We start from the raw sequence: 24,365 nt of genomic DNA on the forward strand, positions 1-24,365 counted from the left end.
ATCTGTGAATAGCTACCACTAGCTGTGACAGCTAAAGAGTTTTTTGAAAGACTTTTGAGTTGCGACTGTTATCGTATTTCTCTCGGCGTGATGCAGGTAGGGCATTGGCATCGACTTCAACAAATCCATGCTCGACAAACCAGTGCGCAGTACGCGTGGTCAATACAAACAGTTTATGCAATCCGTGACTCCGTGCTTGCTGCTCTAAAAAGGCAAGCAAGTCGTTGCCGCGGCTACCGTTACGGTACTCAGAGTGTACGGCGACACAAGCGACTTCTGCGGAGTCATCGTCTAATGGATATAATGCGGCGCAGCCCAAAATCATCCCGTCACGTTCAATGACGCTATAGTTGTCAATTTCTTGCTCTAGGCGTTCTCGTGAACGTGCTACTAAGATTCCCTGCTCTTCAAGAGGGGCGAGTAGTTCAGTGAGACCGACCACATCATCAATATTTGCATGGCGGATTTCTTCGTAAGGGTCATGACTGATCAAGGTGCCAGAACCATCACGAGTAAACAGCTCTTCTAACAGCGCGCCGTTTTTGGCATAAGAGATAATGTGGGTACGATGAACGCCTTGACGGCAAGCATTACTGGCACAGTGCAAAAAGTAATTAATCTCACTGTTTAAGTCGCGGTCACGTAAGAAGCGATCGACTTCATTTGGAATCATTTCACGCAATAAGCGGTCACCATCATTAATACCTGCTTCTTCGCCTAATAAAATCAGCTTGTCAGCGCCAAGTGCTACTGCTGCACTAAGGGCAACATCCTCGCCCAACAAGTTAAAGACTTCACCAGTAGCTGAGTAACCCATGGAGCCTAATATGACAATATGGTCATGGAGCAAGTTGTTTTTGATAGCATCGACGTCTATTGAGCGCACTTCACCAGTCATCTGATAATCAACGCCGTCACGGATGCCATAGGGGCGCGCCGTCACAAAATTGCCAGAAATAGCATCGATACGTGAGCCGTACATAGGCGAATTGGCCAAGCCCATTGATAGCTGAGCTTCAATCTGCAGGCGAATAGCGCCAACTGCTTGCAAAATAGAGGGCATGGCCTCACGCGGAGTGACGCGAATGTCTTGATGTAGCGGCGAGGTGGCGCCTATTTCTTGAAGGTTTTTCTCAATCTGTGGACGCGCACCATGTACCAATACCAGCTTGATACCCAAGCTGTGCAACAAGGCAAAGTCATGGATAAGAGTGCTGAAATTTGGATGATTGACCGCTTCGCCACCAAACATAATCACGAACGTCTTGCCGCGATGAGTGTTAATGTAAGGTGCAGAGTTACGGAACCAATGGACGTATTCAGGGTTGATCTGTGGAATGGCGCTAGTAGTCATAGTAGGAGCAGTAGTCGTTAGAATAATAAAAGGGAGACAATAAAAAAAAGCTTGTCGCTAAGGATTTACCATAGCAAAAAACGCCAGTATGGGCTATCTTTTATTTCAGCGATATTGATAGGGGTTTATAGAGATTTTTATATACACAACCTCAACACTGGGTTAGTGTACCACTAAAGGCTTTTTGCTATGCTAAGTGCTATTGTCTTAATGGTAAACAGCGTTATGATATAGTCAATCAACTATTAAAGAGTGACAACCTCAACCTTATGAAGTATCACATATACATCTACACTTGGTTGCTTTTATCCTCTTTTAAATCGAATCGGCTATAGTTGTTAGCCTTAAGCTCCTATTAATAGAAAGCCTCTTGTTTTTGAAATCATAATTTGACCAGCACCGATTTATCGATATATCAACTAGGAATAATGAATACCATGAAAAAAAGCAACCAGTTAGCCAATCCGTTCACCGCTTGGGCCGGTCATCGTTTGTTTCACGTCGTTGCCGGTACGCTTGTCGGTGCGATGGCGGTAACGCAAGCTACAGCGATGCTACCCACGCCAGAGCCTGCGCTTGATAACGCGACTACCATGCAATCGACTAACAATAGTAATTCAAGCGCACAAGCCATTAATACCAAAATTACGGCTTCTTTGATCAGCGTTGATGCAAATGGACAGGAGCTATTAGTACCTGTTACTGATAAGACGCGCCTGCAATCGGGTAATGTCCTAGAGTATCAAGGGTTTTTTACCAATACCAACCCTGATCGAGTACGCAAGATGACGGTCACTTTGACCATCCCTGAGCAGGTTGAGCTGCTGCGCGCTGTGTCTCCTGACTTTCCCTATGGTAGTGTCGATGGCAATACCTTTGCGCGGATGCCATTACGTACGCGAGTGGACAACCAGCTGCAAGAAGTTGATCTAAAGCATTACACAGCGGTACGTTGGGATCTAGAAGGCGTGGGTCTAAATGATACGGTAGTGGTTAAATACCGTGCAAAAGTGAAATAATACCAACCCCCCAAAATGCGATTAACATTGTCAAACTTGCTAAGCCTACTAGGTGTAGTACTTGCGCAAGTTTTCCGCGTTACTCTCATTTTTGGAAATGGTATAACACTCATACTGGATAGTTAAGTAATATAAAAAAAGCACTGCAATTGATAATTGCGGTGCTTTTTTTAGCACGATTTAGGATGTGCGAGAGTTGGTTGTATAGTTAATACACTTTAGAAATGACATAGCGCTACTGGAATGAATTTTGCGCAGCCTCTGGGAACGCAGCACGCAAGTAAAATTTATACCAGTAGCGCATCTCAATCTATAACAGTTTTATTTTCAATTGACTATAGACGTTGTCAAAGTGTGGCGTATTTACTGTTAGATTTTTCTTTAATCAGCTGCTTAATAGCGTTAATTTGTGGGGCGGTGGCTTGCGAGCCAGCGGAGATAAGTATGCTACGCTGACTGGTGTCTATTGAGCTAATGTGACCGACATCGGGAGTAATGACAATATCAGCACGCTCCCGCTCATGACGCATGGATGAGCTGTGGTTGGTGGCTGCAAGAGTGGCGTTAGAGGCTAGGTTGTTTTCAAGCAATGCCCAAAAGCTACTTAATGAGGTAATAGCAGGCAAGATATTGTTGGTCTTGCTCTTTGTGCTCGGTGAAGGCGCAGTCACGTCGACAGCAATGACAATATCCGCACCTAAGTCACGAGCGCTATCGACAGGGACTAGGCTGACCACACCGCCATCAATATATTTTTTGCCCACTTTTTCAGGAATGCGCGGCGCGATGAAAATATTAGGCACGCTAGATGACGCTTGTACCGCAAGCCCTGCATTACCAGTGGTAAAAACCGCCTTTTTTAACGTCTGCTTCTCTGCCGCGACCGCTGCAAAGCGCATCGGAAAGTCTTCTATTGCGCGTCCACTGACTTTTGCGTTAATGAAGTTTTTGAGTTTGATACCTTCGATAAAGCCTTGGTTGGAGAAGACAAAGTCTGTCAACTCGCTATCAGGGGTGTTCAATGCTAATTGTTCAAGCTGCTGTGGATTGTAACCACTGGCGTATAGGCTGCCGACTAAACTACCGACGCTAGTGCCAACGACCAAAGTTGGCTTAATGCCATTTTCTTCTAACGTCTTAATGACACCAACATGAGCAAAGCCTTTGGCGCCGCCGCCGCCCAATACCAAGGCCACACTAGGTGTTTCTATCACAGGCTCTGGCGCTGCTGGGGTCAGAGTGCTACAAGCGCTAATACACAGCCCTAATGTGATTAGCAGGCTGATACGAAGTAGTATGAAACTATGATATTTGTAGACAGAGACAGAAGCGGACATAAAAAGACCTTATAAAATCGCCGTAAGCTAGCATCAGTGCCATGGTCGAATAATCAAAAAACCCTGATAAATAGCTTAGCATAATCAATGGTGTTGTCAGTTATAATGATATAAGTTCACTATTTTCATAGTTTGTTGATTATTATACTGTTTGGATATGGTTTAATGATTAGGCTTTAAGAAAAACAACTAACTATAAAGTATTCAACCATACAGAATTTAAAAATAATATCGTTAGGATCTTTGATGCCAATATCGGTTAACCAAACTTCAACCACTTTTTCAGCGCCTTTAGCAGATCATTTGCGCTCTGAGCTGCCAGTTTCGGCACTCGATATGCCAGTGACGGCGCTAGCGGGTGTCGGACCAAAAGTCGCAGAGCAGTTGGCACAATTAAATATCAAACGAATATTTGATTTGCTGCTGCATTTGCCACGTGATTACGAAGATCGTAGCCGACTGGTATCGATAGCCGATGTCGGTCATGGGCAAGCCGCGTTAATCACTGGGCGGATAGTACACGTCGATACCAAGCGCAGCGGTATGACAGTCATTGTCGATGATGATACTGGCACGATATCGCTGCGTTTTTTTAAGGTATATCGTGGCCTTGCGCAGACCATGAATCTGGGTACAAGACTGCAACTGTTCGGCGAGGTAAAAGTCAGCCGTTACGGTAAGCAGATGCATCATCCAGAGTATCAAATTATCACTGATAACACAGTTATGACTGATACGGGTCTGCAGCCAATCTATCCGAGCGTCAAAGGCTTGCACCAGAATAAGCTACGCACCTTGATTAAATTGGCATTGCAAACCGTCCGTAGTCAAGGTCTGCCGATGACGCTATTTACGCCAGAGGATTTTGCGGTGGTAGCGGACTTGCCATTAGCACCGTTTGAGCCGACTGCATCATTGGTAGCAGAGCCAGAATATTCGGAAGATATATTCTCAACTCTGGCTCGTAGTGTACCTGACAACACGATTGGTCATAGTGTCAATAAAGCCAGTAGCACTGCATACAATACAAGCAGTGAGGAAAGCCATAATATCAATACAGTCGCTGCGAAAACGGCCAATAATAATGTCTATAACTTGACGATATTTGAAGCCTTAGTATTACTGCATACACCGCCTACTTATACCGATGCAGGGCAGCAGTATAAGCTACTCACTCAATTAAGCGCGCGTACGCATGCTGCCTGTCAGCGTCTAATTATTGAAGAGTTGACCGCGCATCAGCTCAGTCTGTTATATCGCCGTCAGCAATTACATCAGTATAAAGCGCCCAAATGTGCCACCCAAAGTCCATTGGCTGATAAATTATTTGCGGCACTGCCTTTTGACCTCACGGGCGCACAAAAAAGAGTGATGAAAGATATTACGGCTGATATGGCGACTTCTATCCCAATGCTAAGACTAGTGCAAGGCGATGTGGGCGCAGGTAAGACTCTAGTTGCAGCAGGCGCAGCGGGCTATGCGCTCGATAGTGGCTGGCAGGTGGCGGTCATGGCACCGACTGAGATACTAGCCGAGCAGCATTTATTAAACTTTAAGCAGTGGTTTGAGCCGTTAGGTATTGGTGTGGGCTGGCTGGCAGGTAAGCAAACCACCAAGCAGCGCCGTGAAGCGTTAGAGGCCGTGAGCGAAAACACCGTGCAAGTGGTCGTTGGCACTCATGCGTTATTTCAAGAGCAAGTGCAGTTTGCCAAGTTAGGACTGGTCATCATTGATGAGCAGCACCGCTTTGGCGTTGAGCAGCGCATGGCTTTGACCAATAAAGGCGTGGCCAATAGTACGCCGCATCAGCTGATCATGACCGCGACCCCGATTCCGCGTACGCTAGCGATGAGTGTTTACGGCGATATGGATACCTCGATCATTGATGAGTTGCCACCAGGACGGACGCCAATTACTACGGTGACAATTGATCGCAACCGCCGTGATGAAGTGATAGAACGCATTGCGATCAATTGTGAGGCGGGTAGGCAGGCGTATTGGGTTTGTTCGCTAGTAGAAGAGTCGAGCGTACTCGATGCGCAAGCCGCCGAGGCCACTTATGAAGACTTAAATGAGCGTTTGGATATTCGCATTGGGCTGGTACATGGCAAAATGAAATCCGCTGACAAACAAGCCATCATGCAAGAATTCAAAGCAGGTAATCTTGATTTGTTGATTGCTACAACGGTCATCGAAGTCGGAGTTGATGTACCAAACGCATCATTAATGGTCATCGAAAATGCTGAACGCTTGGGTCTGTCGCAGTTACATCAGTTGCGTGGGCGCGTTGGTCGCGGCTCGACCAAAAGCTATTGTGTATTGTTATACCAAAAGCCGTTGTCGGAAACTGGCACTGAGCGTTTAAATGTATTACGCGATAGCACCGATGGCTTTGTCATTGCCCAAAAAGACTTAGAGCTGCGTGGTCCAGGTGAATTACTTGGCAAACGGCAAACGGGTAATGTGGGCTATTATTTGGCTGATTTGATTCGTGATGAAGAGCTGTTTGCCATTGCGCAGCGTTTGGCGAAGCATTTAATTGCAGACCCCACGCGTAAAGCGGATGTCAGCCAACTGATACATCGCTGGATGCCTGAGGCCAGTCGTTATACCAATGCTTAAAAGAGAGTGAGGTAAATAAAAAAGAGGACAGCAAGTGCCATCCTCTTTTTTGTCTAGAAATAGGTGTCTTTAAAGGAGACCATCCCAGATTCTGTGTAACTGCCATTTAGATTAAATGCTTACTAATACGGTCATCAAACATAATCATAAAGCGATTTAAAGCAGACGTCCAGTTACGAATAGGCATTGACCACTTTTTAGATGCCTGCTGGGTTGCTAAGTACACCACTTTGAATGCTGCCTGATCAGACGGGAAGACCTTACGCTTATTCACCGCCGTACGAATCACACTGTTTAATGATTCTATAGCATTGGTGGTATATATGACTTTTCTGATGTCTTTAGGATACTCAAAGAACACCGTTAGGCCCTCCCAGTTATTGCGCCAAGACTTAACCACGTGCGGGTAATCCTTACCCCAAGTCTCATCAAAGTGCTCAAGATTGGCCTCTGCTATCTCAAGCGTATCCGCACCGTAGATGGCTTTTAAATCAGCCGCTACGGCCTTCTTATCCGTCCACGGTACGAACTTCATTGAATAGCGCACCATGTGTACGATACACAGCTGAACCTGTGCCTTTGGATAGACGGTGTTAATGGCATCAGGGAAGCCCTTTAGACCGTCAACACAAGCGATTAAGATGTCTTGTACGCCACGGTTTTGAAGCTCGGTAAGAACACCTAGCCAGAACTTAGCGCCTTCATTCTCTGAGAGCCACATGCCAAGCAGCTCTTTTTTACCGTTAAGAGCAACACCTAGGGCTAAGTAAATGGCTTTGTTGATGATCTGCTTGTCTTGACGTACTTTGACGACGATGCAGTCTAAATAGACGATAGGATAAACACTGCTCAGTGGCCGGTTCTGCCAAGCGGTGATGTCGTCTAATATGTTATCGGTGACTCTTGAGACAAGAGAGCTTGAGATGTCGACATCGTAGAGCTCTTTAATGCTCTCTACGATCTCAGTGGTGGTTTGACCCTTGGCGTAAAGGAATATGATTTTATCATCGAGACCTGAGATACGGGTTTGATGCTTGCGCACCCACGCGAGCACAGCTCTTGTCTTGCGCTCGGGCGAAGCAGTGCTTCGCTATTTCCTCGCTCAGGTTCAAAGTCACCATGACGGTCTCTTGGGGTGGAGATTTCAAGATCGCCTGTGTCACTGCGGACGGTCTTTTTAGTGTGCCCGTTACGCTTATTAGGTTTATCCGCCTTTTCATGCTTGGGATAGCCGAGATGGTCTTCCATCTCAGCTTCTAAGGCAGTATCAATAAAGGATTGCATGAGCTGCTTTTGAAAATCTTTGATGTCATCGAAGCTGTTCATGCTACCAGCCATTTGCTCAGCCAGTTTCTTGATGTCAGTTTGGTTAGTCATTGCTTATTCTCCTGTTAGTGGATTATAAGCAGTTACACAGTTTTTAGGAAACTCCTCTTTAAAGAAAGGTTCAGAAGAAAATCTTATTTATCTTTCTTTTCTTTATCTTTCTTTTCGCTCTTGGTTTTTTTCTCAGGCTTTTCTTTTTTTGCCTTCTTTAGCTCTTTCTTAAGATCTTTAAGCTTTTTCTTTTGCTTATCAATCTTTGCTTCAGTGTCTTTGATATCTTTTTTAAGGTCTTTTACTTTCTCTTTATTAGCCATGATGGACTCCTTGATTTATGATTTAAAGTGCTGGGTATTCAGCGTCTTAACATCAGTATAGAATCAAAGCTACTTGACTTAATAATGATATTACCATGATTATGTCATGGATTTAATAACGTTATTAATAAATACTAGCAGATTGTTAGCAGAACACAAGATTTTACTGTAGGGCGTATGTAAAATGAATGACAGCTATCTATATCTACCGTCTCAAGCCGCTCACTTCTACTCTCATTATTTAATTGATGACACGCCCGAAACGCACGCCCATATTTAGATAAACAGGAGTAGATCATGACCGTCAACGACCAAACTATGTATGAAGACAAATCTTTTTGGTTAAAAGATTATGGTCAGTATGATCCTAATCCTACGCTTACAACTGACATAACGGCTGATGTGTGTATTATCGGTGGTGGTTTTAGTGGTCTGAGTACGGCTTATGAGTTTAAGAAAATCAATCCTAATGCGACGGTCGTTGTTATTGAAGCGGCGATAATCGGCTACGGTGCTAGTGGGCGCAACGGTGGCTTTAGTATGAAGCTATTCGGTCTCGAGCCTGAGATAACAGTGCTGCGATGGGGTGAGCAAAAAACCATCCAAGCGCATCAATATATGCTGAAAGCGGTAGATCATGTGCAGCAACTGGTGCAAGAGCATGACTTTCAATCTGATTATCAGCATACTGGTATGTTTCGAGTCGCCTATTCTGATAGGCAAGCCAAAAGACTGAGCAAGACCTATGAGTTGTTTCAAAAGTTAGGTCTAGATAGCGATATGTCATGGTGCAAAAAAGAGGCGCTGGCTCAAGAATTTAAAACCGATAAGTTCCTCGCAGGTATGTATGAAACACAGACGGGTCTACTAAACCCTTGCAAACAGGTGCGAGAATTAAAAAGAATCTGTTTGCAGATAGGCATCGATATCTATGAAACGACGCCGGCGATAGACATCCAAGAATCCAGAACCATCAAAGTAACGACACCCAAGGGCAGTATCACCAGTGAAAAACTGGTCATTGGTACCAATGGCTATTCACGCAACGTGCCTAGTGTCAGCCTAAAAAACCAGCAACTTCCTGTTTGGACGTATCAAGTGGTCACGGAACCTCTGACTCAAGAGCAATGGGACTCTATTGGCTGGCATAAGAGACAAGCGTTTGAAGACAATAGGCAACTGGTACATTATTTTAGGCCGACAGCAGATGGACGCATCACGATGGGAGGCGGGCGCGTCGATGTGGCTTATGGCAAGAATATGGATAAAGATAGCAATCCAAAAGCGTGGCAGCACTGTGAAGATCATCTTAAGTGGATTTATCCGCAATTACAGGAGGTCAAAATCGCTTATAAATGGGGCGGTCCGACTTCAGTTAACTTAGATATGACCCCAGAGATTGGCTATCTAAACTCCAAAAAGATTATTTATACCTGCGGTTGTATAGGTCATGGCGTCTCTTTAACTCACTTAAATGGTAAGTTAATCGCGCAATTACTCAGTGAGCAAAATAGTGATCTGACTGACTTTTGGATCGTCAATCGAAAAGCGATTCGTCTGCCAGGGGATGTATTAAGCTGGTGTAGTGCAAAGGCGTTGACTGGGGCATTGACCTTAGTAGACAAATTTGAAGAGCGTGGCTTATAGGGTGTCTGCTTGTAAATGGCGACCTGATAAATGGCTACTTGAGAAATGATGACCTGCAAATTTTAGAGGGGCAGCAGAACCTACCTATGATTCGTTAGTACTCACAACCTTCTGCATTCACAACCCTTTGCATTCAAATAGTTTGACCGATACAGGCCACCTTTTGAGAGTAACTAATGATTGACCGCTCGTTGCGATACTATAAAATACTAAAAAGAATAATAATATCGATTGGTTTTTTTGCCAGTCTAGTTGCAACCACTTCCAACCCTTAAAGAATAAAATTTTTATTAATGCGCGTATTTACAGAGACTGACTATGAGTGACTTTCAAGACCCTAACGATAAGCAAGCGGTTCAGCCGCCTATGCCGCCAGAGCCGATACCTGAGTCTGAACTGCCACCCTATCGTCAGACAGAGGTGCCTGCTAGTCAGCCATCGTCAAAGTTTCCTGTATGGTTTTTACCAGTATTGGCAGCGGTGCTGGTGATTGGTGTATTGCTAGGCAGATATTGGGGTGGAAGTACGGATGCTGAGGTAAAAGCAGTATCTTCGGGTGCACAGAGTGATAATGCAGCTACGGATAGCACTGCTAGCGAGCAAGCCGTATTGTCAGTTGAGACAGTCATGCCTAGCCAAGAGAGTATCGGCAACACGCTAACGGCGGATGGGACAATCAGTGCCAAAGACACCGCGAATGTCAGTGCCAAAGTCAATGGGGTTGCCATTGAGCGTATCTTGGTTGAAGAGGGTGATCAGGTCAAAGCGGGTCAAGTACTGGCGGTATTTGATACAGATGCTATGGAGCAGCAAGTGGTACAAGCACAAGCAGACGTGGCAGAAGCTGAGGCCACACTTGCCAATGCCAGTGCTGATGCGGCACGTGTACTGCCGCTACTCGATATCGACGCTATCAGCAAACAAGAAGCTGATCGTTATCGCACCTCAGAGCTGCGTGCTAGAGCCTCGCTACAAGCGTCAAAAGCGCGCTTGAGTAATCAGCAGCTAAATCTTGAAAATGCCAAAGTTGTCGCGCCAGTCAATGGGATTATCAGTGACAAGATGATTGAGGTCGGTATGGTCGCGGGCGGTGAGCCACTATTTACCATTATTAAGAACGGTGTTTTGGAATGGCGTGCAGATATCGATCCCAAGCTCATCGGTGACGTGACTATAGGTACGCCAGTGCAGGTCAGCTTACCAAGAGATCAGTCAGTGATGGGACAAGTAAGCCGCATCGCGCCAACCGCAGATAACAATCGCCAAATCACTATTTATGTGAGCTTAGCTGCCAATCCAGCGGTACGTGCTGGCATGTATCAAACGGGCGAGTTTATGCTGGGCAGCGCAAGCATGCAAACGGTGCCCAATAGCGCCATCGTCAGTAATGATGGTTATGATTATGTGATGCTAGTGACAGACGTGAAAACACAGAATGATAAAACGCTTGGGCGTATCCAGCAGCAGCGCGTGACGTTGGGAGAGCGCATCGGTGACAGCGTGGCGCTTACTGAGCCATTACCTGCTGACAGTAGACTGGTCAAGCAAGGCGGCAGCTTTTTGAATGATGGCGATTTGGTGCGGATTGTTGATGGACTCAATGAAAATGTCAACACAGCAACCAATACAGCGCAGGCGCAATCATGAATTTTAATGTGTCGTCGTATTCGATTAGGAACCCATTGGTCGCGATTTTACTGTTTGTGCTGTTGACGATGGGCGGTGTGTACGGTTTTTTGCAAATGAAGGTGCAGCAGTTTCCTGACATTGATTTGCCTGCGGTGGTGGTCACAGTGACCTTACCAGGTGCAGCACCTGCCCAGCTTGAAAACGACGTTGCCAAAAAGATTGAAAACCAGCTCACCAGCATCAACGGTATCAAGCATATTCGCAGTAGCCTACAGACAGGCGTAGCGACTATCTCGACTGAATTCATATTGGATAAAGACATTCAAGAAGCGGTCGATGATGTGCGCTCAGCCGTCGGTGAGGTGCGTGGTGACTTGCCAGCAGCGGTTAATGAGCCCATCATTACCAAGGTCTCAACCTCAGGATTTCCCATCGTTACCTATACGGTCTCGGCTGATAATATGAGTGTTGAGGACTTATCATGGTTCGTCGATGACACCATTACCAAGCGTTTATCTGATATCCAAGGTGTTGGCTCAATCAGCCGAATCGGTGGTCTTGAGCGTGAGATTACTGTCGCAGCCGACCCCATTGCCTTAAGTGGCTTGCAGTTTTCTATTATTCAGCTGTCGCAGCAGATCGCAGGCATTCAGCAAGACAGCTCAGGCGGAGAAGCTGAAGTCGGCAAGACCACGCAAACCATCCGTGTACTAGGAGCAGTTGAGCGTGCCGATGAGCTGAATGAGTTGCAGATTGCCGTACCGACTGGTGGCACGCAAGCGCTAGGGCGTATGGCCGAAGTGACAGATGGTCCTGCTGATAGAAGCTCTGTTGCCAAGCTCGATGGGCAAACCGTTGTGGCATTTGATATCACCCGCTCGCGCGGTGCCAGTGAAGTTGAAGTAATGGCGCGTACCGATGAGGCGCTCGCACAGCTGAGTGCAGATATGGGCAATATCACTATCAATAAAGCCTACGATAGAGCCACGCCAGTCGCCGATGACTATCAAGCGTCATTACGAATGCTGATTGAAGGCGGTATTTTAGCTGTCGTGGTAGTTTTCTTATTTTTACGCAATATTCGCGCGACCATTGTGACTGCTGTGGCGCTGCCATTATCAATTATTCCCACCTTTTTGGGGATGTATCTGTTTGACTTCAGTCTCAATATTATCTCGTTATTGGCCTTGTCTTTAGTCATTGGGGTACTGGTCGATGATGCCATCGTTGAGGTCGAAAACATCATGCGCCATCTGCGTATGGGAAAAACGCCGTACGAGGCGGCCATGGAGGCAGCGGAAGAGATTGGGTTGGCGGTTGTTGCGACGACCTTTACCTTGATTGCAGTGTTTTTGCCCACGGCCTTTATGGGCGGCATCGTTGGACAGTTCTTTCGGCAGTTTGGCTGGACGGCTGCTTTGGCGATATTTGCCTCACTGATGGTCGCACGTCTGATTACGCCGATGATGGCAGCCTATGTGTTGCGCCCTGAAAAGAAGCAAGTTGAAAAACAAAGCAAGGTCATGTCGTGGTATCTCAAAGTCGTATCATGGACGCTGCATAAGCGTTGGTTGACGATGGCGGCAACGGTGGCGTTGTTTATAGCCTCACTTGCATTGGTGAAGCTGTTACCGACTGCCTTTATTCCTGATGACGATGTGAATCAGACACGAGTCGCGGTTGAGCTGACACCTGATGTTGAGCTTGAAGATACCGAGCGCGTAGTCGCACTAGCAGATGCGCGTATCTCAGAAATGCCAGAAGTTGAGAGTACTTTTACCACGGTAGGGCAAGCGCAAGCGGCTATGGGGCCGAACGCTAGCGGTAGTGGTAATATGGCAAAAAACATCGGTAGCTTAGATATTGTGCTGACACCAAGAGCCGAGCGCGCCTCCAAGCAGGACATAGAAAAACGCATTAGCGCCATATTGTCAGAAATACCGGGCGCGCGCTTTACCATTGGTCTCGCAGTTGGCGGTGAGACTGGATATAACTTCTCCTTGACCAGTACCAGTCCACAAGTGCTAGAGCAGACTGTGCAACAGATTATGACAGACATACGCGCATTGCCTGGCGTTGGCGCAGTCACCAGTGATCGCAGCTTACCGCGGCAAGAGCTGACTGTCACTCCTGATCGGTTAGCCATGGCAGACAAAGGCGTCACCACCCAAGACATCGCTGCCACCTTACGTATCGCTACAGTGGGTGATTATGAGCAGCGCTTATCTAAGCTGAATTTAGACACGCGGCAAATTCCTATTGTGGTGCGCCTGCCTGACATTGCCAAGCAAAATGTCAGTCAGTTAGAAGGCTTGTATGTTCCTAGTGCGCGACCAGCAGGACAAGGAGTACGTGTCGGTGAGGTGGCAGACCTAAGCTTTGGTACAGGTCCTGCCCAAATCAGCCGACTAGATCGCGAGCGGGCGATTAGTATCACTGTACAGCCTGAAGATGGAGAGCTTGGCGACTTGGTACAGGCAGTCAAAAACACCCCGACCATGCAGAGTTTGCCGGCTTCGATTACGGTGATTGACCAAGGTCAGGCAGAGAATATGGCTGAGCTATTTAGTGGCTTTGTCATCGCCATGTCGGTGGGTATCGTTTGTATCTTAGGGGTGCTGATTCTATTATTCGGGCGTTTATTGCAGCCCTTCACGATTTTGATGGCATTGCCGCTATCGATAGGCGGGGCATTTGTGGGATTGGTCATTACGGGCAGCAGCTTATCGATGCCGTCGATGATTGGCTTTATTATGCTGATGGGTATCGCCACCAAAAACTCTATCTTGCTGGTGGATTATGCACTGATAGCCCAGCGCCGTGGCCTTGAGCGTTTTGAGGCAATCATTGATGCCTGCCGCAAGCGTGCACGTCCTATCATTATGACGAGTATCGCGATGGGGGCTGGCATGTTGCCATTGATATTTGGTTGGGGTGAGGCTGATCCTACCTTCCGTCGCCCGATGGCAGCGGCTGTCCTCGGCGGGCTAGTGACCTCTACTTTATTAAGCTTGGTGGTGATTCCAGTTGTTTATACTCTAATGGATGACCTGTCGGCGTGGTTTGCTAAGTGGCTGATCCCGCATGGTAAAAATGAAGACAGTCCAGCTGCTGATGAGTTATAGTGGATTGACGATATTTTATTGACGATATAAATAGTAGGTCAGCAGTATGGGTGCATTTGAAGCTAATGTTATGACAAATAATATGATCGCTAAATGCCATTAAGCATTACCCACAAAGGAATATAATCATGAGTCAGCTTTCATTTTCGCCACTAGTATCCTCTTATCGTAAGTCTCTGGGCGCCTTGCTATTATCTATGTGCGCTATGATGAGCAGTCATGCGGCTACCTACCACATTGACCCCACCCATGCTAACGTGCGCTTCGCCATTGATCACTTTAATACCTCTACCAATACGGGCGGATTTTATAACATCACAGGGCAAATAGAGTATGATCCAAAAGCACAGACAGGTGACGTTTCATTAGTCATTCCAATGAATTCTATCAATACAGGAAATAAAGCTTTTGATTTAGCTTTAAAAAGCCCGGACTTCTTTGATGTAGAACAGTTCCCATTGGCTTACTTTCAATCAACTAAGTGGCACTTTGGCGATGCAAAATCAGGCTCGCAAGTCACAAAAGTTGATGGCAATTTAACTCTAAATGGTGAGACACATCCCGTCAGTCTCACGGCTACCAAATTTAATTGTTACTTTAATATTATGCTGAAAAAGCCAGTCTGCGGTGGCGACTTCACCACTACTATTGATCGCACACAATGGGGTATTAGCAAATATGTATTACTCGGTATCACCAAAGATGTCAGCTTAGATATCCAAATTGAAGCGGCGAAGCAGTAGATCGAGCCACAAGTTAAGCTTATCGATGCATCGGGTTTGATGATTAAGTTAAACTGTTTAAACATAAAAACCCCTGCTATTAGTAATAGCAGGGGTTATTTTTACGTCCAATATGATGAGGCTTTATTACTCGCTCACATTGTTATTTTCCACATTGTCATTTTCCACGAACGATAAACCTATTCGACCGTGACGCTCTTTGCCAAGTTACGCGGCTGGTCAACGTCTGTGCCACGCATGACTGCTACATGATAGGATAATAGCTGTATGGGCACACTATATAGAATAGGGGCTAGCGTTTCGCAGACCTCAGGGACATACACTATGTGCAAGCGATCTTCTTCAACCATTTGACTGGCATCACTAGCGAATACGAACAGCTCACCATGACGGGCATGAACTTCTTGCATATTGGCTTTGAGCTTATCGAACATGCTGTCCTTGGGTGCAAGAACGACGATGGGCATGTCCTTGTCAACCAATGCTAACGGGCCATGCTTGAGCTCGCCTGCTGCGTAGCCTTCTGCATGAATGTAAGAGACTTCTTTAAGCTTAAGTGCACCTTCTAGAGCGATTGGAAATTGCAAACCGCGACCTAGAAATAAGCAACTGGTTTTGTGCTCAAAGCTTTCGCTCATCGCCTTAATAGGAGCATCAAGTTTTAAACTGGCATTCAGCTGGCCAGGTAGCTTTTGTAGGTTCTCTAACAAGTATGCCAAACGCTCATCATCGATACGTTGTTGTACGACGCCGACTTTCAGTAATAACAGCATGAGTGCGACTAACTGAGTGGTAAAGGCTTTGGTAGATGCCACACCAATCTCAGGGCCTGCAAGCGTTGGTATAGATATATCTGTTTCGCGCACTAAGGATGAGGTTGGCACGTTACATATTGCTAATGTCACTAGCCCTGTTGGCTTATTTCGTTGAATCTCACGCAGCGCAGAGAGGGTATCAGCCGTCTCGCCAGACTGTGAGATACAAATCACTAGCGAGTTATCAACGACAACGGGATTGCGATAGCGAAATTCATTAGCGATTTCAACTGAACACGGTAAGCGCGTCAGACTTTCAAACCAATATTTGGCGACCAGACCAGCATGATAGCTGGTACCACATGCGATGACTTGTATATGACGAATGCTTGCAAGCTGGGCTTCATGGCGATGCAAAAATTCAGCACGTAATTTAGGCGACTTTGAGGTTGCGCCGCTATCGATAGCCATCTCGATAGTACGAGCGACCGCATCAGGCTGCTCATAAATCTCTTTGAGCATATAATGCTTAAACTCACCTTTGTCAGCACTGAACTGCGCAGCATCAATCTCATTGATAGCGCGATTTACCTCGACACCGTCGGCATAAACCTGAATACTATCGCGGGTTATCTTGGCAATGTCACCTTCTTCTAGATACATAAAGCGATTGGTCACTGGCAATAGCGCCAACTGATCTGAGGCAATAAAGTTCTCACCAATACCCACACCAATGACCAAAGGAGAGCCTAAACGAACAGTAATCAATTCTTCTGGGCTATCAATATGGATAATTCCAAGGGCGAATGCACCATGTAACAATGGAGTGACGGCACGTACGGCTTCTAGCAGGTCAGACTTGTCTTTATAGATATCATGGATCAGATGCGCGACTACTTCAGTGTCGGTCTGTGAGGTAAACTCATAGCCTTTTGCGACCAAATCTTCCTTGAGCTCAGCATAGTTTTCGACAATGCCATTATGTACGACGGCGATTTTACCTGAGACGTGCGGATGAGCGTTGCGCTGTGCAGGCTCACCATGGGTCGCCCAGCGTGTATGGGCAATACCGATATGGCCGTTAAAGTTTTCTGGATCGTTAGCGACGGCATCAACCAATTCTTGTACTTTACCCACTTGGCGCTCACGGCGCAGTTCACCATCACGAATGACAGTCAAACCAGCGGAATCATAACCGCGGTATTCGAGGCGCTTTAAGCCTTCAAGTAAGATATTAGCGATATTACGCTCAGCAACTGCGCCTACAATTCCGCACATAGTTATTCCTTAAATTTGGTTTTTAATGTATCAATGCTTCGATGTCTGTTTATGTCTGTTTAATAAGCAACAAAAATGAGATGAAGCAGCACCACAAAATTTGCCGCACTGCTTCTATTTATTCAAACACTATTAGTAACGATCTGACTATTTTGAGTTTTTGGTCGGACGCTGGAAATCTGCTTTTTGTACTTGACGAGCACGGCCCAGAGCCAAGGCATTATTATCAACGTCATTGGTAATCACAGAACCTGCGGCTACTGTGGCAGTATCACCGATCGTTACTGGTGCAACTAGGCTAGAGTTAGAGCCGACAAACACATTGTCTTTAATAACTGTTTGCGATTTATTCACCCCATCATAATTACAAGTAATGACGCCAGCACCGATATTGACATTCATACCTACGGTTGAATCGCCAACATAGCTTAGATGATTGACCTTGCTGCCATGACCAATGGTTGATTTCTTAATTTCTACAAAATTACCCACTTTAGTGTTATCGGATAATATGGTCTCAGGGCGCAAATGCGCAAAAGGACCAATATCAACCCCAGCACCGACTTCGGCACGATCAATCACACAGTAAGGTTTAATATGGCAAGCATTGCCAATCTGGGCATTTTTAATCACGCAGCCTGCTTCGATATAGACATTATCACCTAAGGTACAGTCGCCTTCAAATACCACACCGACATCTACAAACACGTCCTGACCTGCGGTCAACGTACCACGAATATCGACGCGAGTAGGGTCGGCAAACTGGACGCCCGCTTCTTGTAAATCGGCGACCAGTTTTCCTTGCCAAGTGCGCTCTAAACTTGCCAGCTGTTGGCGGTTATTAACGCCTTCAATCTCAAAGGCATGCTCAGGCTCAATGGCAGCAATGCTAACACCGTCAGCGACTGCCAATTTGACGATATCAGTCAGATAGTATTCTTGTTGTGCATTATTATTTGATAGCTTTGGCAAGTATTTATGTAATAAAGCATTATCGACGCAATAAATACCACTATTAATCTCTTGAATTTGCTGCTCATCGGCACTGGCGTCTTTTTGCTCGACGATTGCTTGGACATTACCTGCAGCATCACGTTTGATACGGCCAAGTCCAAACGGATTATCTACCGTTAGTGTCAGCATTGACATGCCATCGGTATTGGCGGTCTGCAGTGTGGCTAATGTCTGACGGCTGACTAATGGCACATCACCGTATAAAATAAGACTTTGCCCGTCTTTTGGAAGTTGCTCTAGGGTGACTTTAACGGCATGCCCCGTTCCTAGCTGTTCAGTCTGTGCAACCCACGTAATCGGTAGATGCGCATACTGGCTATTCATTGCTGTTTGTACTTGCTCACCGCCGAAGCCATGTACCACAATGGTTTTCGCTACAGTCAAGTTGTCACAAGTATCTAACACGTGACCGAGTAGTGGTTTGCCTGCTAATGTCTGTAAGACTTTTGGCTTAGCAGACTGCATACGCGTACCTTTTCCGGCAGCAAGAATAATTACAGAAAGGGAAGATGTCATAAAAGCCCTATGTTAAATGTAACAAATATAATTTTATTATAGCGCAAATGTCGGGAAAGTCCATATTCCTTTAGGTGAATATTTACTGACCATACATTTATCGCCTTAAGATAGCTTGATCAAAACGCAGTTATTTAGAGCAGTATACCTAGCATGACGACAAGCCATACGGCCGCTGCCATAACTCCAGCGATGATATCATCGAGCATAATACCCAGACCGCCTGCGACTCTCTTGTCGGCCCAACCAATCGGTGGTGGCTTAATAATGTCAAAAAACCGGAACAGTATAAAGGCGAGGATAAGCGCAATGATAGACAAACTTTGTGAAATATCTTGCCAAAAGGTATCTGTCGTCACACTCATATAAGAAAATGGTAACAAGGTAATCCAGATACCCGCCCACTCATCCCAGACAATATGTGGGTCATCATGGGTCTGCATTAACTCGGAAGTACGACCGCATATCCAGATACCAATGATGCAGGATAAGAGAGTGATGATTAAAAACGGCACAAAACCCAAGCTCATCAGCGGTATGGCGACAATAAATCCACCAACAGTGCCCCAAGTACCGGGTGCACGGCGGGGCAAACCACTGCCCAAACCAATACCTAACCAATACACCACACGGTCAAGCATACTAGCATCTGCTGGTAGAGGCGGGCAGTCATTGGCTTTACGGATATCGGGCTTAGATAAATCATGTTCAGTCATGGGTTAGCCTGCAAAATGTTGGTAACCAGTAAGATTTGGCCATGTGGAAAATGGCGTTGGATGAGACGCTGTTACTCGCTGTCCTTGATACCATAATTCAGGAAGCACGGTTTTGGAGATATTGGCAGCAGTAACTGTATTGCTTACTGGACTGTTTGCAAAATCACTGTTTGTTAGGTTGCTTGCTAGCGCAATGACTTCACCGATACAGGTGACAGGAGTATTGCTGCTACTAATAGGGAGCTCAATATCAGCAGGCAAGGTAAATGCTAGCTCGTAATCATCACCGCCAGCCAATTGACATAATAAGCGCTCTGCTAAATCAACGCTGGCGAGTGCTTTGCTGCTAGGTATATGCTCAAGATTAATTTGCATACCAACGCTGCTTTGTTGACAGATATGTCCAAGGTCTTGATAGATACCATCAGAGATATCTATCATCGCAGTTGCGCCAATCTCTGCCAACGCTGTACCTAGTGCAATACGCGGGGTCGGCATGTGCAGACGATGTGCTAGCTCTTTGCCGATAGCATTATCAGGATGTTGCAACGCATAATTAGCATCACCAAGTGTGCCTGATACATAGACTTTGTCACCGACTTGTGCCCCTGAACGATAGACTGCTGGGGTGTCTGCGGCCAATATTCCTTGAGCGCTGATGCTGAGCACCAAGGTATTATTGCGGGTGGTATCACCACCAATAAGCGTCACTCCAAACAGTTGGCAGGCGTGAAATAAGCCTTTGGAAAATTCTGTGAGCCATTGTTTATGGGCAAGACGTTCAGGTAATGCTAACGCCAACAGAATACTGTGCGGCGTCGCACCCATCGCGGCAAGGTCTGAGACATTGACCGCTACGGCTTTATAACCAATTGAAAATGCCAGTTTATGGACTTCATCCCAATCGGCACTAAAGTGTCGACCTTGAACCAAGGTATCAATACAGCTGACCAAGCGTGAGCCTGCAGGCAAGCTTATCACTGCTGCATCATCACCAATGCTCTTTTCAATACCAGCAGCTGGTGAGTGCTCGGCTTGTAATTGCAAGAATACTTGCTCAATCAGCTCAAATTCATTCATGATTCGTCTTGGCTTTTGCTATCAGTGTTAGGAGCATCGGCACCGACTTTGTTGGCGCGGTCGCGTTTAACGTTAGTTTTATTGGCACTAATACGTGGCTTCGCTGGCTTACTGTCTGCAGCTGCAGTCTCTTCTTTAGCAAGGCCTTTTTCTTTTATAGCTTCTGCTGACTTGGCCGCTGCTTTTTGTGAGGTGCGTAGATTGGCCTTAGTATCGGCTTGTACTTCCGCATCACGTAGCTCAACAGCCATTCTGTCAAGCACAGCGTTAATCAGCTTATGAGCGTCTGTCGCACCGAAGTGATTATTCAGCTTCATGGCTTCATCAAGTACTACTTTATAAGGAACCTCAAGACGGTTTTGTAGCTCATAAGCACCAATCAGTAAGATGGCGTGCTCAACGGTATCGAGCTTATCGATTTCGCGATCCAAATGTTGGCTGATCAGAGCATCTAGCGCTTCGATCTGCTCTGGGATATCACGCATCATTTCGTGATAGTAGCCGATGTGTACGGTATGCATGGCATTGGTTGCACGGGTACGCGCGGCGATGTCATGTGGTGCATTGGCCTTCCAGCCTAGCTTGCCGTCTTTGTCAAAACGATGATCCGTAACAAGCCATTCGTATAGGCCTTGCATCGCAAAGCGCCTTGCTTTACGCACAGCGGTGTGACTGGTCTTATAAGAAGACTCACTCATCTCGAAGTTTTGTTGTTCCGCACCGTTACTGGCCTGATCTGTAGTGGCAGTATTGCTTTGTGCAGTTTTCGCAGCGCTAATGGCGCGCTTGAGTTGGTCAGTCATAGGGGGTCAATACCTAGTTTTTAATTAAAAATAGCATAATATATGTTAAATAGTCATCGACTGACGGCTTTGACAGTCGGATTTTGCAGCTCAGCTTTGTAGCAATACTACCAGCTTTATAGCACTACTAATAATATTGACGCTGTGGTTATTTAAAAAAAATTATCGAAACCACAGCGCCAATGAACGCTTAACTAATCTATAAAATAACGTTTTGATTAAGCATCATCGCTATTATCACTATCGTAGTCATCATCAATGTCTAGCTGTGATAAAACAGCCAGCATTTCAAGCACGACCATGGCAGCTTCAGAGCCTTTATTACCCGCTTTGGTACCAGAACGCTCAATCGCTTGTTCAATGCTATCAGTTGTGATGACGCCGTTCGCAACAGGGATATTATAGTCAGTAGCGACATTGCTTAAGCCTTTAGCTGACTCGCTTGCAACGAAGTCGAAATGCGGCGTGCTACCACGGATGATAGCGCCCAAAGCAATGATGGCGTCAAAGCGATCAGACTCAGCAGCGCGCTGGGCAACCAGTGGCAGTTCAAACGCACCAGGCACACGAATGACCGTAATGTTGCTGCCCAATACGCCATGACGTAGTAGCGCATCGATAGCGCCATCTACCAATGACTCGACGACAAAACCATTGAAACGACCAACGACGATACCAATGCGAGCATCTTCGTTTTGGTGTAGGTTGCCATCGATATGGGTAATGTCATTGCGCTGCTGTTGTAAATTCGACATGAAGATATCCTATTTTTTGAAAAATTTATTGATTTAAATGCCAGTAATTATTAAATGCTTAATAGCTCAATGAACTAAAAGTAAGTAGTTGACTATGATAGCATTTTTTTGATGTATTTGTAGCTTACAAAGGTGTCACAGGCGCATCTGTATTCCTTGCGCTGCCATGTATTCTTTGGCTTCCTGAACGGTATACTCACCAAAATGAAAAATACTGGCTGCAAGCACGGCATCGGCGCCACCTTTGAGGACACCGTCAGCCAAATGCTGTAAGTTTCCCACACCACCAGAGGCGATGACAGGCACATTTACTTGGCTAGTAATCTGTTGCATCAAGGCCAAGTCATAGCCTTTTTTGGTGCCATCACCATCCATCGAGGTGACCAATAATTCGCCAGCGCCCAGCTCGGCCATTTTGATGGCCCAAGCAACCGCATCGATGCCAGTTGGCTTACGTCCACCGTGAGTGAAAATCTCCCAGCGCGGTATGACAATGCCATCAATCTCAATATCAGCGACACGCTTGGCATCGATCGCAACGACGATACATTGGTTGCCAAACTTTTGCGCCGCTTCACCGACAAACTCAGGCGTAAATACCGCCGCTGAGTTGATCGCTACTTTATCTGCGCCAGCGTTCAGCAGGTTACGAATATCTGCTGTTTTACGTACACCGCCCCCCACTGTTAATGGGACAAACACGGTCTCTGCCATACGTTCAACGGTATGATAAGTGGTGTCACGCTCATCACTAGTCGCTGTAATGTCCAAAAAAGTAATCTCATCGGCACCTTGTTCGTTGTAGCGCTGCGCTACTTCGACAGGGTCGCCAGCGTCTTTGATATCGACAAACTGTACGCCTTTTACCACTCGACCATTATCCACGTCCAAACAAGGGATGATACGCTTTGCTAACATAGGGGCTTTCACCTTATAATCAATTCATTTATAGGCGCTAGTCTAGCAAAATCACCACCATATCAGGCAGGTTTTCGCAAGATTAATACGCTTTTTGTTAAAGTTTGCTTGTATGTGGTGTCATTATTACCATTACTATCTAAATTCACCTCTAATTACTTGTTTTAAGTGAGATGTCATGTCTGTCTATACCCAGTTAACCGATGATCAGTTTGCCAGCTTTTGCCAACGTTTTGGTGTGTCTTTCGCCCGCGCTATTCCTATTACCCAAGGTATCAAAAACTCTAACTGGTTTATTCAGACAACTGACGATAAAGAGGGCGAGCATTCTTATGTGTTTACCTTATATGAGGAGCGTCCACCTGCCGATGTCGAAAAGATGGCGGTTATTCTCAATCAATTAGATGGCAAACTCCCTGTAGCCGCGCCACTGGCTATTATCGACTCAGAGGCTAACGAATCAGAAGCTGTTAAAACCGAAAAACGCTACGTCATCCATTATGAAAACAAAGGTATCACGCTTGTGCCGTGTCTGGCAGGCGCGCATCCGCAGCAAACCACGCAAGCGATGTGTCATGATATTGGTGCCGCTCTAGCGATGCTCCATGAGACCCTGCAAGCACTGCAGCCAAGCGAGCAATACGGTGTGCCTTTGTATCCATGGACAGAAGTGCGTGATCGTGAGATGCAATTCATGCCAGGTGATGAAGCCAAACTAATGAGTGATATCTGGCAGTCTTACAGTGATCTACCACTTGCTGATCTACCAAAAGGCTTGTGTCATTTGGATATGTTTGCAGACAACACCTTATGGGATTTGACCAAAGGGCATGAGAAACTCACTGGGTTATTGGACTTTACCGAAGTCAGCGTCGAGCATTATGTGATGGATATTGCCATTACCATCAATGACTTTTGTACCACGTGGGGCGATGCAGAGCAGGATGAAAGAGTTCACTTTGACCGTGAAAAAATGACGGCTTTTTTACAAGGTTACGAGTCTAAAAAAGCGCTGACTGATAATGAAAAACGCGCGTTACCTGTTATGCTAGCAAAAGCCGCTGTGATTTTTTGGCTGTTACGTCTGAACGTCATTCATTACAACCGCACTGAAGGTCGCACTGGCGACAATATCATGGTCAAAAACCCTGATTTGATGAAACGTCTGGCTGCTTATCATTGGTCACATGTCGAAAAAGCACAACACACTGTTTTTGTACTCCTAGAGACTAATCCTGCTAATATGGATAACGCTGCTAATCAAGTAGTAGGCGTATTTAGCAGTTCCATGCAAGCTGAGCAAGCACGTGACAATCTAAAATCTGATGGCGAGTTTGTAATCAAAAAATATAAGCTGGATCAGTTAGCATAAGTTATTTCGTTACTCCTGCACCAAAACTGTATCAAAACCTCA

The 24,365-nt window shown here is 46.0% G+C and carries 17 protein-coding genes and 1 pseudogene; 7 read left to right on the forward strand and 11 right to left on the reverse strand.

The features are described 5' to 3' along the window. Window positions 1-31: 31 nt before the first annotated feature. Window positions 32-1,354: an amino-acid N-acetyltransferase gene (gene argA, locus JMY01_RS13570; RefSeq protein ID WP_201576836.1), complete on the reverse strand. Its 1,323-nt coding sequence runs from the start codon at window positions 1,352-1,354 to the stop codon at window positions 32-34. 437 nt (window positions 1,355-1,791) lie between these two features. Here argA and JMY01_RS13575 point away from each other — a divergent pair, with 437 nt between their 5' ends. After that, entirely contained in the window at window positions 1,792-2,373 is a 582-nt protein-coding gene (locus JMY01_RS13575) for a hypothetical protein (protein WP_201576838.1), read from the forward strand. Between the two features lie 347 nt (window positions 2,374-2,720). Here JMY01_RS13575 and JMY01_RS13580 read toward each other — a convergent pair whose 3' ends face one another. After that, entirely contained in the window at window positions 2,721-3,710 is a 990-nt protein-coding gene (locus tag JMY01_RS13580; RefSeq protein ID WP_201576840.1) for a patatin-like phospholipase family protein, read from the reverse strand. 246 nt (window positions 3,711-3,956) lie between these two features. Here JMY01_RS13580 and recG point away from each other — a divergent pair, with 246 nt between their 5' ends. Beyond that, a complete protein-coding gene (gene recG, locus JMY01_RS13585) occupies window positions 3,957-6,332 on the forward strand; it encodes an ATP-dependent DNA helicase RecG (protein WP_227677937.1) in 2,376 nt (791 codons plus the stop codon). A 106-nt stretch (window positions 6,333-6,438) separates the two neighbouring features. On the opposite strand, the pseudogene JMY01_RS13590 reads toward recG, so the two are convergent. After that, window positions 6,439-7,709, reverse strand: a pseudogene (locus JMY01_RS13590) (IS256 family transposase). An 83-nt stretch (window positions 7,710-7,792) separates the two neighbouring features. Beyond that, window positions 7,793-7,972 (reverse strand): hypothetical protein, encoded by a 180-nt coding sequence (locus JMY01_RS13595; protein WP_201576843.1) that lies wholly within the window; start codon window positions 7,970-7,972, stop codon window positions 7,793-7,795. Window positions 7,973-8,269: 297 nt separating this feature from the next. Between JMY01_RS13595 and JMY01_RS13600 the strand changes: the two genes are divergently transcribed. From JMY01_RS13600 to JMY01_RS13615, 4 genes are all read left to right on the forward strand, one after another. Continuing rightward, window positions 8,270-9,619, forward strand: a complete 1,350-nt coding sequence (locus JMY01_RS13600; protein WP_201576848.1) for an FAD-binding oxidoreductase — start codon at window positions 8,270-8,272, stop codon at window positions 9,617-9,619. A gap of 318 nt (window positions 9,620-9,937) precedes the next feature. After that, window positions 9,938-11,266 (forward strand): efflux RND transporter periplasmic adaptor subunit, encoded by a 1,329-nt coding sequence (locus JMY01_RS13605; RefSeq protein WP_201576849.1) that lies wholly within the window; start codon window positions 9,938-9,940, stop codon window positions 11,264-11,266. Further along, a complete protein-coding gene (locus tag JMY01_RS13610) occupies window positions 11,263-14,373 on the forward strand; it encodes an efflux RND transporter permease subunit (protein WP_201576851.1) in 3,111 nt (1,036 codons plus the stop codon). Before JMY01_RS13605 ends, JMY01_RS13610 begins: the two co-directional genes overlap by 4 nt. Window positions 14,374-14,501: 128 nt before the next feature. After that, window positions 14,502-15,116: a YceI family protein gene (locus JMY01_RS13615; protein WP_201576856.1), complete on the forward strand. Its 615-nt coding sequence runs from the start codon at window positions 14,502-14,504 to the stop codon at window positions 15,114-15,116. A 179-nt stretch (window positions 15,117-15,295) separates the two neighbouring features. Here JMY01_RS13615 and glmS read toward each other — a convergent pair whose 3' ends face one another. The 7 genes from glmS to hisF all read right to left on the reverse strand — a co-directional run bounded on the left by glmS (window position 15,296) and on the right by hisF (window position 22,951). Next, window positions 15,296-17,149 carry a glutamine--fructose-6-phosphate transaminase (isomerizing) gene (glmS, locus tag JMY01_RS13620; protein ID WP_201576857.1) on the reverse strand — a complete coding sequence of 618 codons (1,854 nt, stop codon included), beginning with the start codon at window positions 17,147-17,149 and terminating at the stop codon, window positions 15,296-15,298. A gap of 147 nt (window positions 17,150-17,296) precedes the next feature. Next, window positions 17,297-18,679 carry a bifunctional UDP-N-acetylglucosamine diphosphorylase/glucosamine-1-phosphate N-acetyltransferase GlmU gene (gene glmU, locus JMY01_RS13625; protein ID WP_201576859.1) on the reverse strand — a complete coding sequence of 461 codons (1,383 nt, stop codon included), beginning with the start codon at window positions 18,677-18,679 and terminating at the stop codon, window positions 17,297-17,299. Window positions 18,680-18,813: 134 nt separating this feature from the next. Further along, a complete protein-coding gene (locus JMY01_RS13630) occupies window positions 18,814-19,395 on the reverse strand; it encodes a phosphatidylglycerophosphatase A (RefSeq protein ID WP_201576861.1) in 582 nt (193 codons plus the stop codon). A gap of 3 nt (window positions 19,396-19,398) precedes the next feature. Further along, on the reverse strand, window positions 19,399-20,475 hold the full coding sequence (gene thiL, locus JMY01_RS13635; protein ID WP_201576862.1) for a thiamine-phosphate kinase: 1,077 nt from the start codon (window positions 20,473-20,475) through the stop codon (window positions 19,399-19,401). Beyond that, on the reverse strand, window positions 20,472-21,278 hold the full coding sequence (gene nusB / locus JMY01_RS13640; RefSeq protein WP_227677939.1) for a transcription antitermination factor NusB: 807 nt from the start codon (window positions 21,276-21,278) through the stop codon (window positions 20,472-20,474). Before nusB ends, thiL begins: the two co-directional genes overlap by 4 nt. 218 nt (window positions 21,279-21,496) lie before the next feature. Beyond that, window positions 21,497-22,033, reverse strand: a complete 537-nt coding sequence (gene ribE / locus JMY01_RS13645) for a 6,7-dimethyl-8-ribityllumazine synthase (RefSeq protein ID WP_201576863.1) — start codon at window positions 22,031-22,033, stop codon at window positions 21,497-21,499. Between the two features lie 135 nt (window positions 22,034-22,168). Next, window positions 22,169-22,951 (reverse strand): imidazole glycerol phosphate synthase subunit HisF, encoded by a 783-nt coding sequence (gene hisF, locus JMY01_RS13650; protein ID WP_201576864.1) that lies wholly within the window; start codon window positions 22,949-22,951, stop codon window positions 22,169-22,171. Window positions 22,952-23,129: 178 nt separating this feature from the next. Here hisF and JMY01_RS13655 point away from each other — a divergent pair, with 178 nt between their 5' ends. After that, a complete protein-coding gene (locus JMY01_RS13655) occupies window positions 23,130-24,323 on the forward strand; it encodes a homoserine kinase (RefSeq protein ID WP_201576865.1) in 1,194 nt (397 codons plus the stop codon). The last annotated feature ends 42 nt before the right edge of the window (window positions 24,324-24,365 follow it).

The organism is Psychrobacter sp. H8-1 (assembly GCF_904846575.1).
In the GTDB taxonomy this organism is placed as follows: Bacteria; Pseudomonadota; Gammaproteobacteria; order Pseudomonadales; family Moraxellaceae; genus Psychrobacter; species Psychrobacter fulvigenes.

Bases quoted from the DNA above. Each gene is read 5' to 3' on its own strand.
- nusB (WP_227677939.1), bottom strand. From the start codon at position 21,278: ATGACTGACCAACTCAAGCGCGCCATTAGCGCTGCGAAAACTGCACAA.
- JMY01_RS13615 (WP_201576856.1), top strand. From the start codon at position 14,502: ATGAGTCAGCTTTCATTTTCGCCACTAGTATCCTCTTATCGTAAGTCT.
- JMY01_RS13655 (WP_201576865.1), top strand. From the start codon at position 23,130: ATGTCTGTCTATACCCAGTTAACCGATGATCAGTTTGCCAGCTTTTGC.
- JMY01_RS13610 (WP_201576851.1), top strand. From the start codon at position 11,263: ATGAATTTTAATGTGTCGTCGTATTCGATTAGGAACCCATTGGTCGCG.
- recG (WP_227677937.1), top strand. From the start codon at position 3,957: ATGCCAATATCGGTTAACCAAACTTCAACCACTTTTTCAGCGCCTTTA.
- glmS (WP_201576857.1), bottom strand. From the start codon at position 17,149: ATGTGCGGAATTGTAGGCGCAGTTGCTGAGCGTAATATCGCTAATATC.
- JMY01_RS13600 (WP_201576848.1), top strand. From the start codon at position 8,270: ATGACCGTCAACGACCAAACTATGTATGAAGACAAATCTTTTTGGTTA.
- JMY01_RS13575 (WP_201576838.1), top strand. From the start codon at position 1,792: ATGAAAAAAAGCAACCAGTTAGCCAATCCGTTCACCGCTTGGGCCGGT.
- JMY01_RS13605 (WP_201576849.1), top strand. From the start codon at position 9,938: ATGAGTGACTTTCAAGACCCTAACGATAAGCAAGCGGTTCAGCCGCCT.
- ribE (WP_201576863.1), bottom strand. From the start codon at position 22,033: ATGTCGAATTTACAACAGCAGCGCAATGACATTACCCATATCGATGGC.
- argA (WP_201576836.1), bottom strand. From the start codon at position 1,354: ATGACTACTAGCGCCATTCCACAGATCAACCCTGAATACGTCCATTGG.
- thiL (WP_201576862.1), bottom strand. From the start codon at position 20,475: ATGAATGAATTTGAGCTGATTGAGCAAGTATTCTTGCAATTACAAGCC.
- JMY01_RS13595 (WP_201576843.1), bottom strand. From the start codon at position 7,972: ATGGCTAATAAAGAGAAAGTAAAAGACCTTAAAAAAGATATCAAAGAC.
- JMY01_RS13580 (WP_201576840.1), bottom strand. From the start codon at position 3,710: ATGTCCGCTTCTGTCTCTGTCTACAAATATCATAGTTTCATACTACTT.
- hisF (WP_201576864.1), bottom strand. From the start codon at position 22,951: ATGTTAGCAAAGCGTATCATCCCTTGTTTGGACGTGGATAATGGTCGA.
- JMY01_RS13630 (WP_201576861.1), bottom strand. From the start codon at position 19,395: ATGACTGAACATGATTTATCTAAGCCCGATATCCGTAAAGCCAATGAC.
- glmU (WP_201576859.1), bottom strand. From the start codon at position 18,679: ATGACATCTTCCCTTTCTGTAATTATTCTTGCTGCCGGAAAAGGTACG.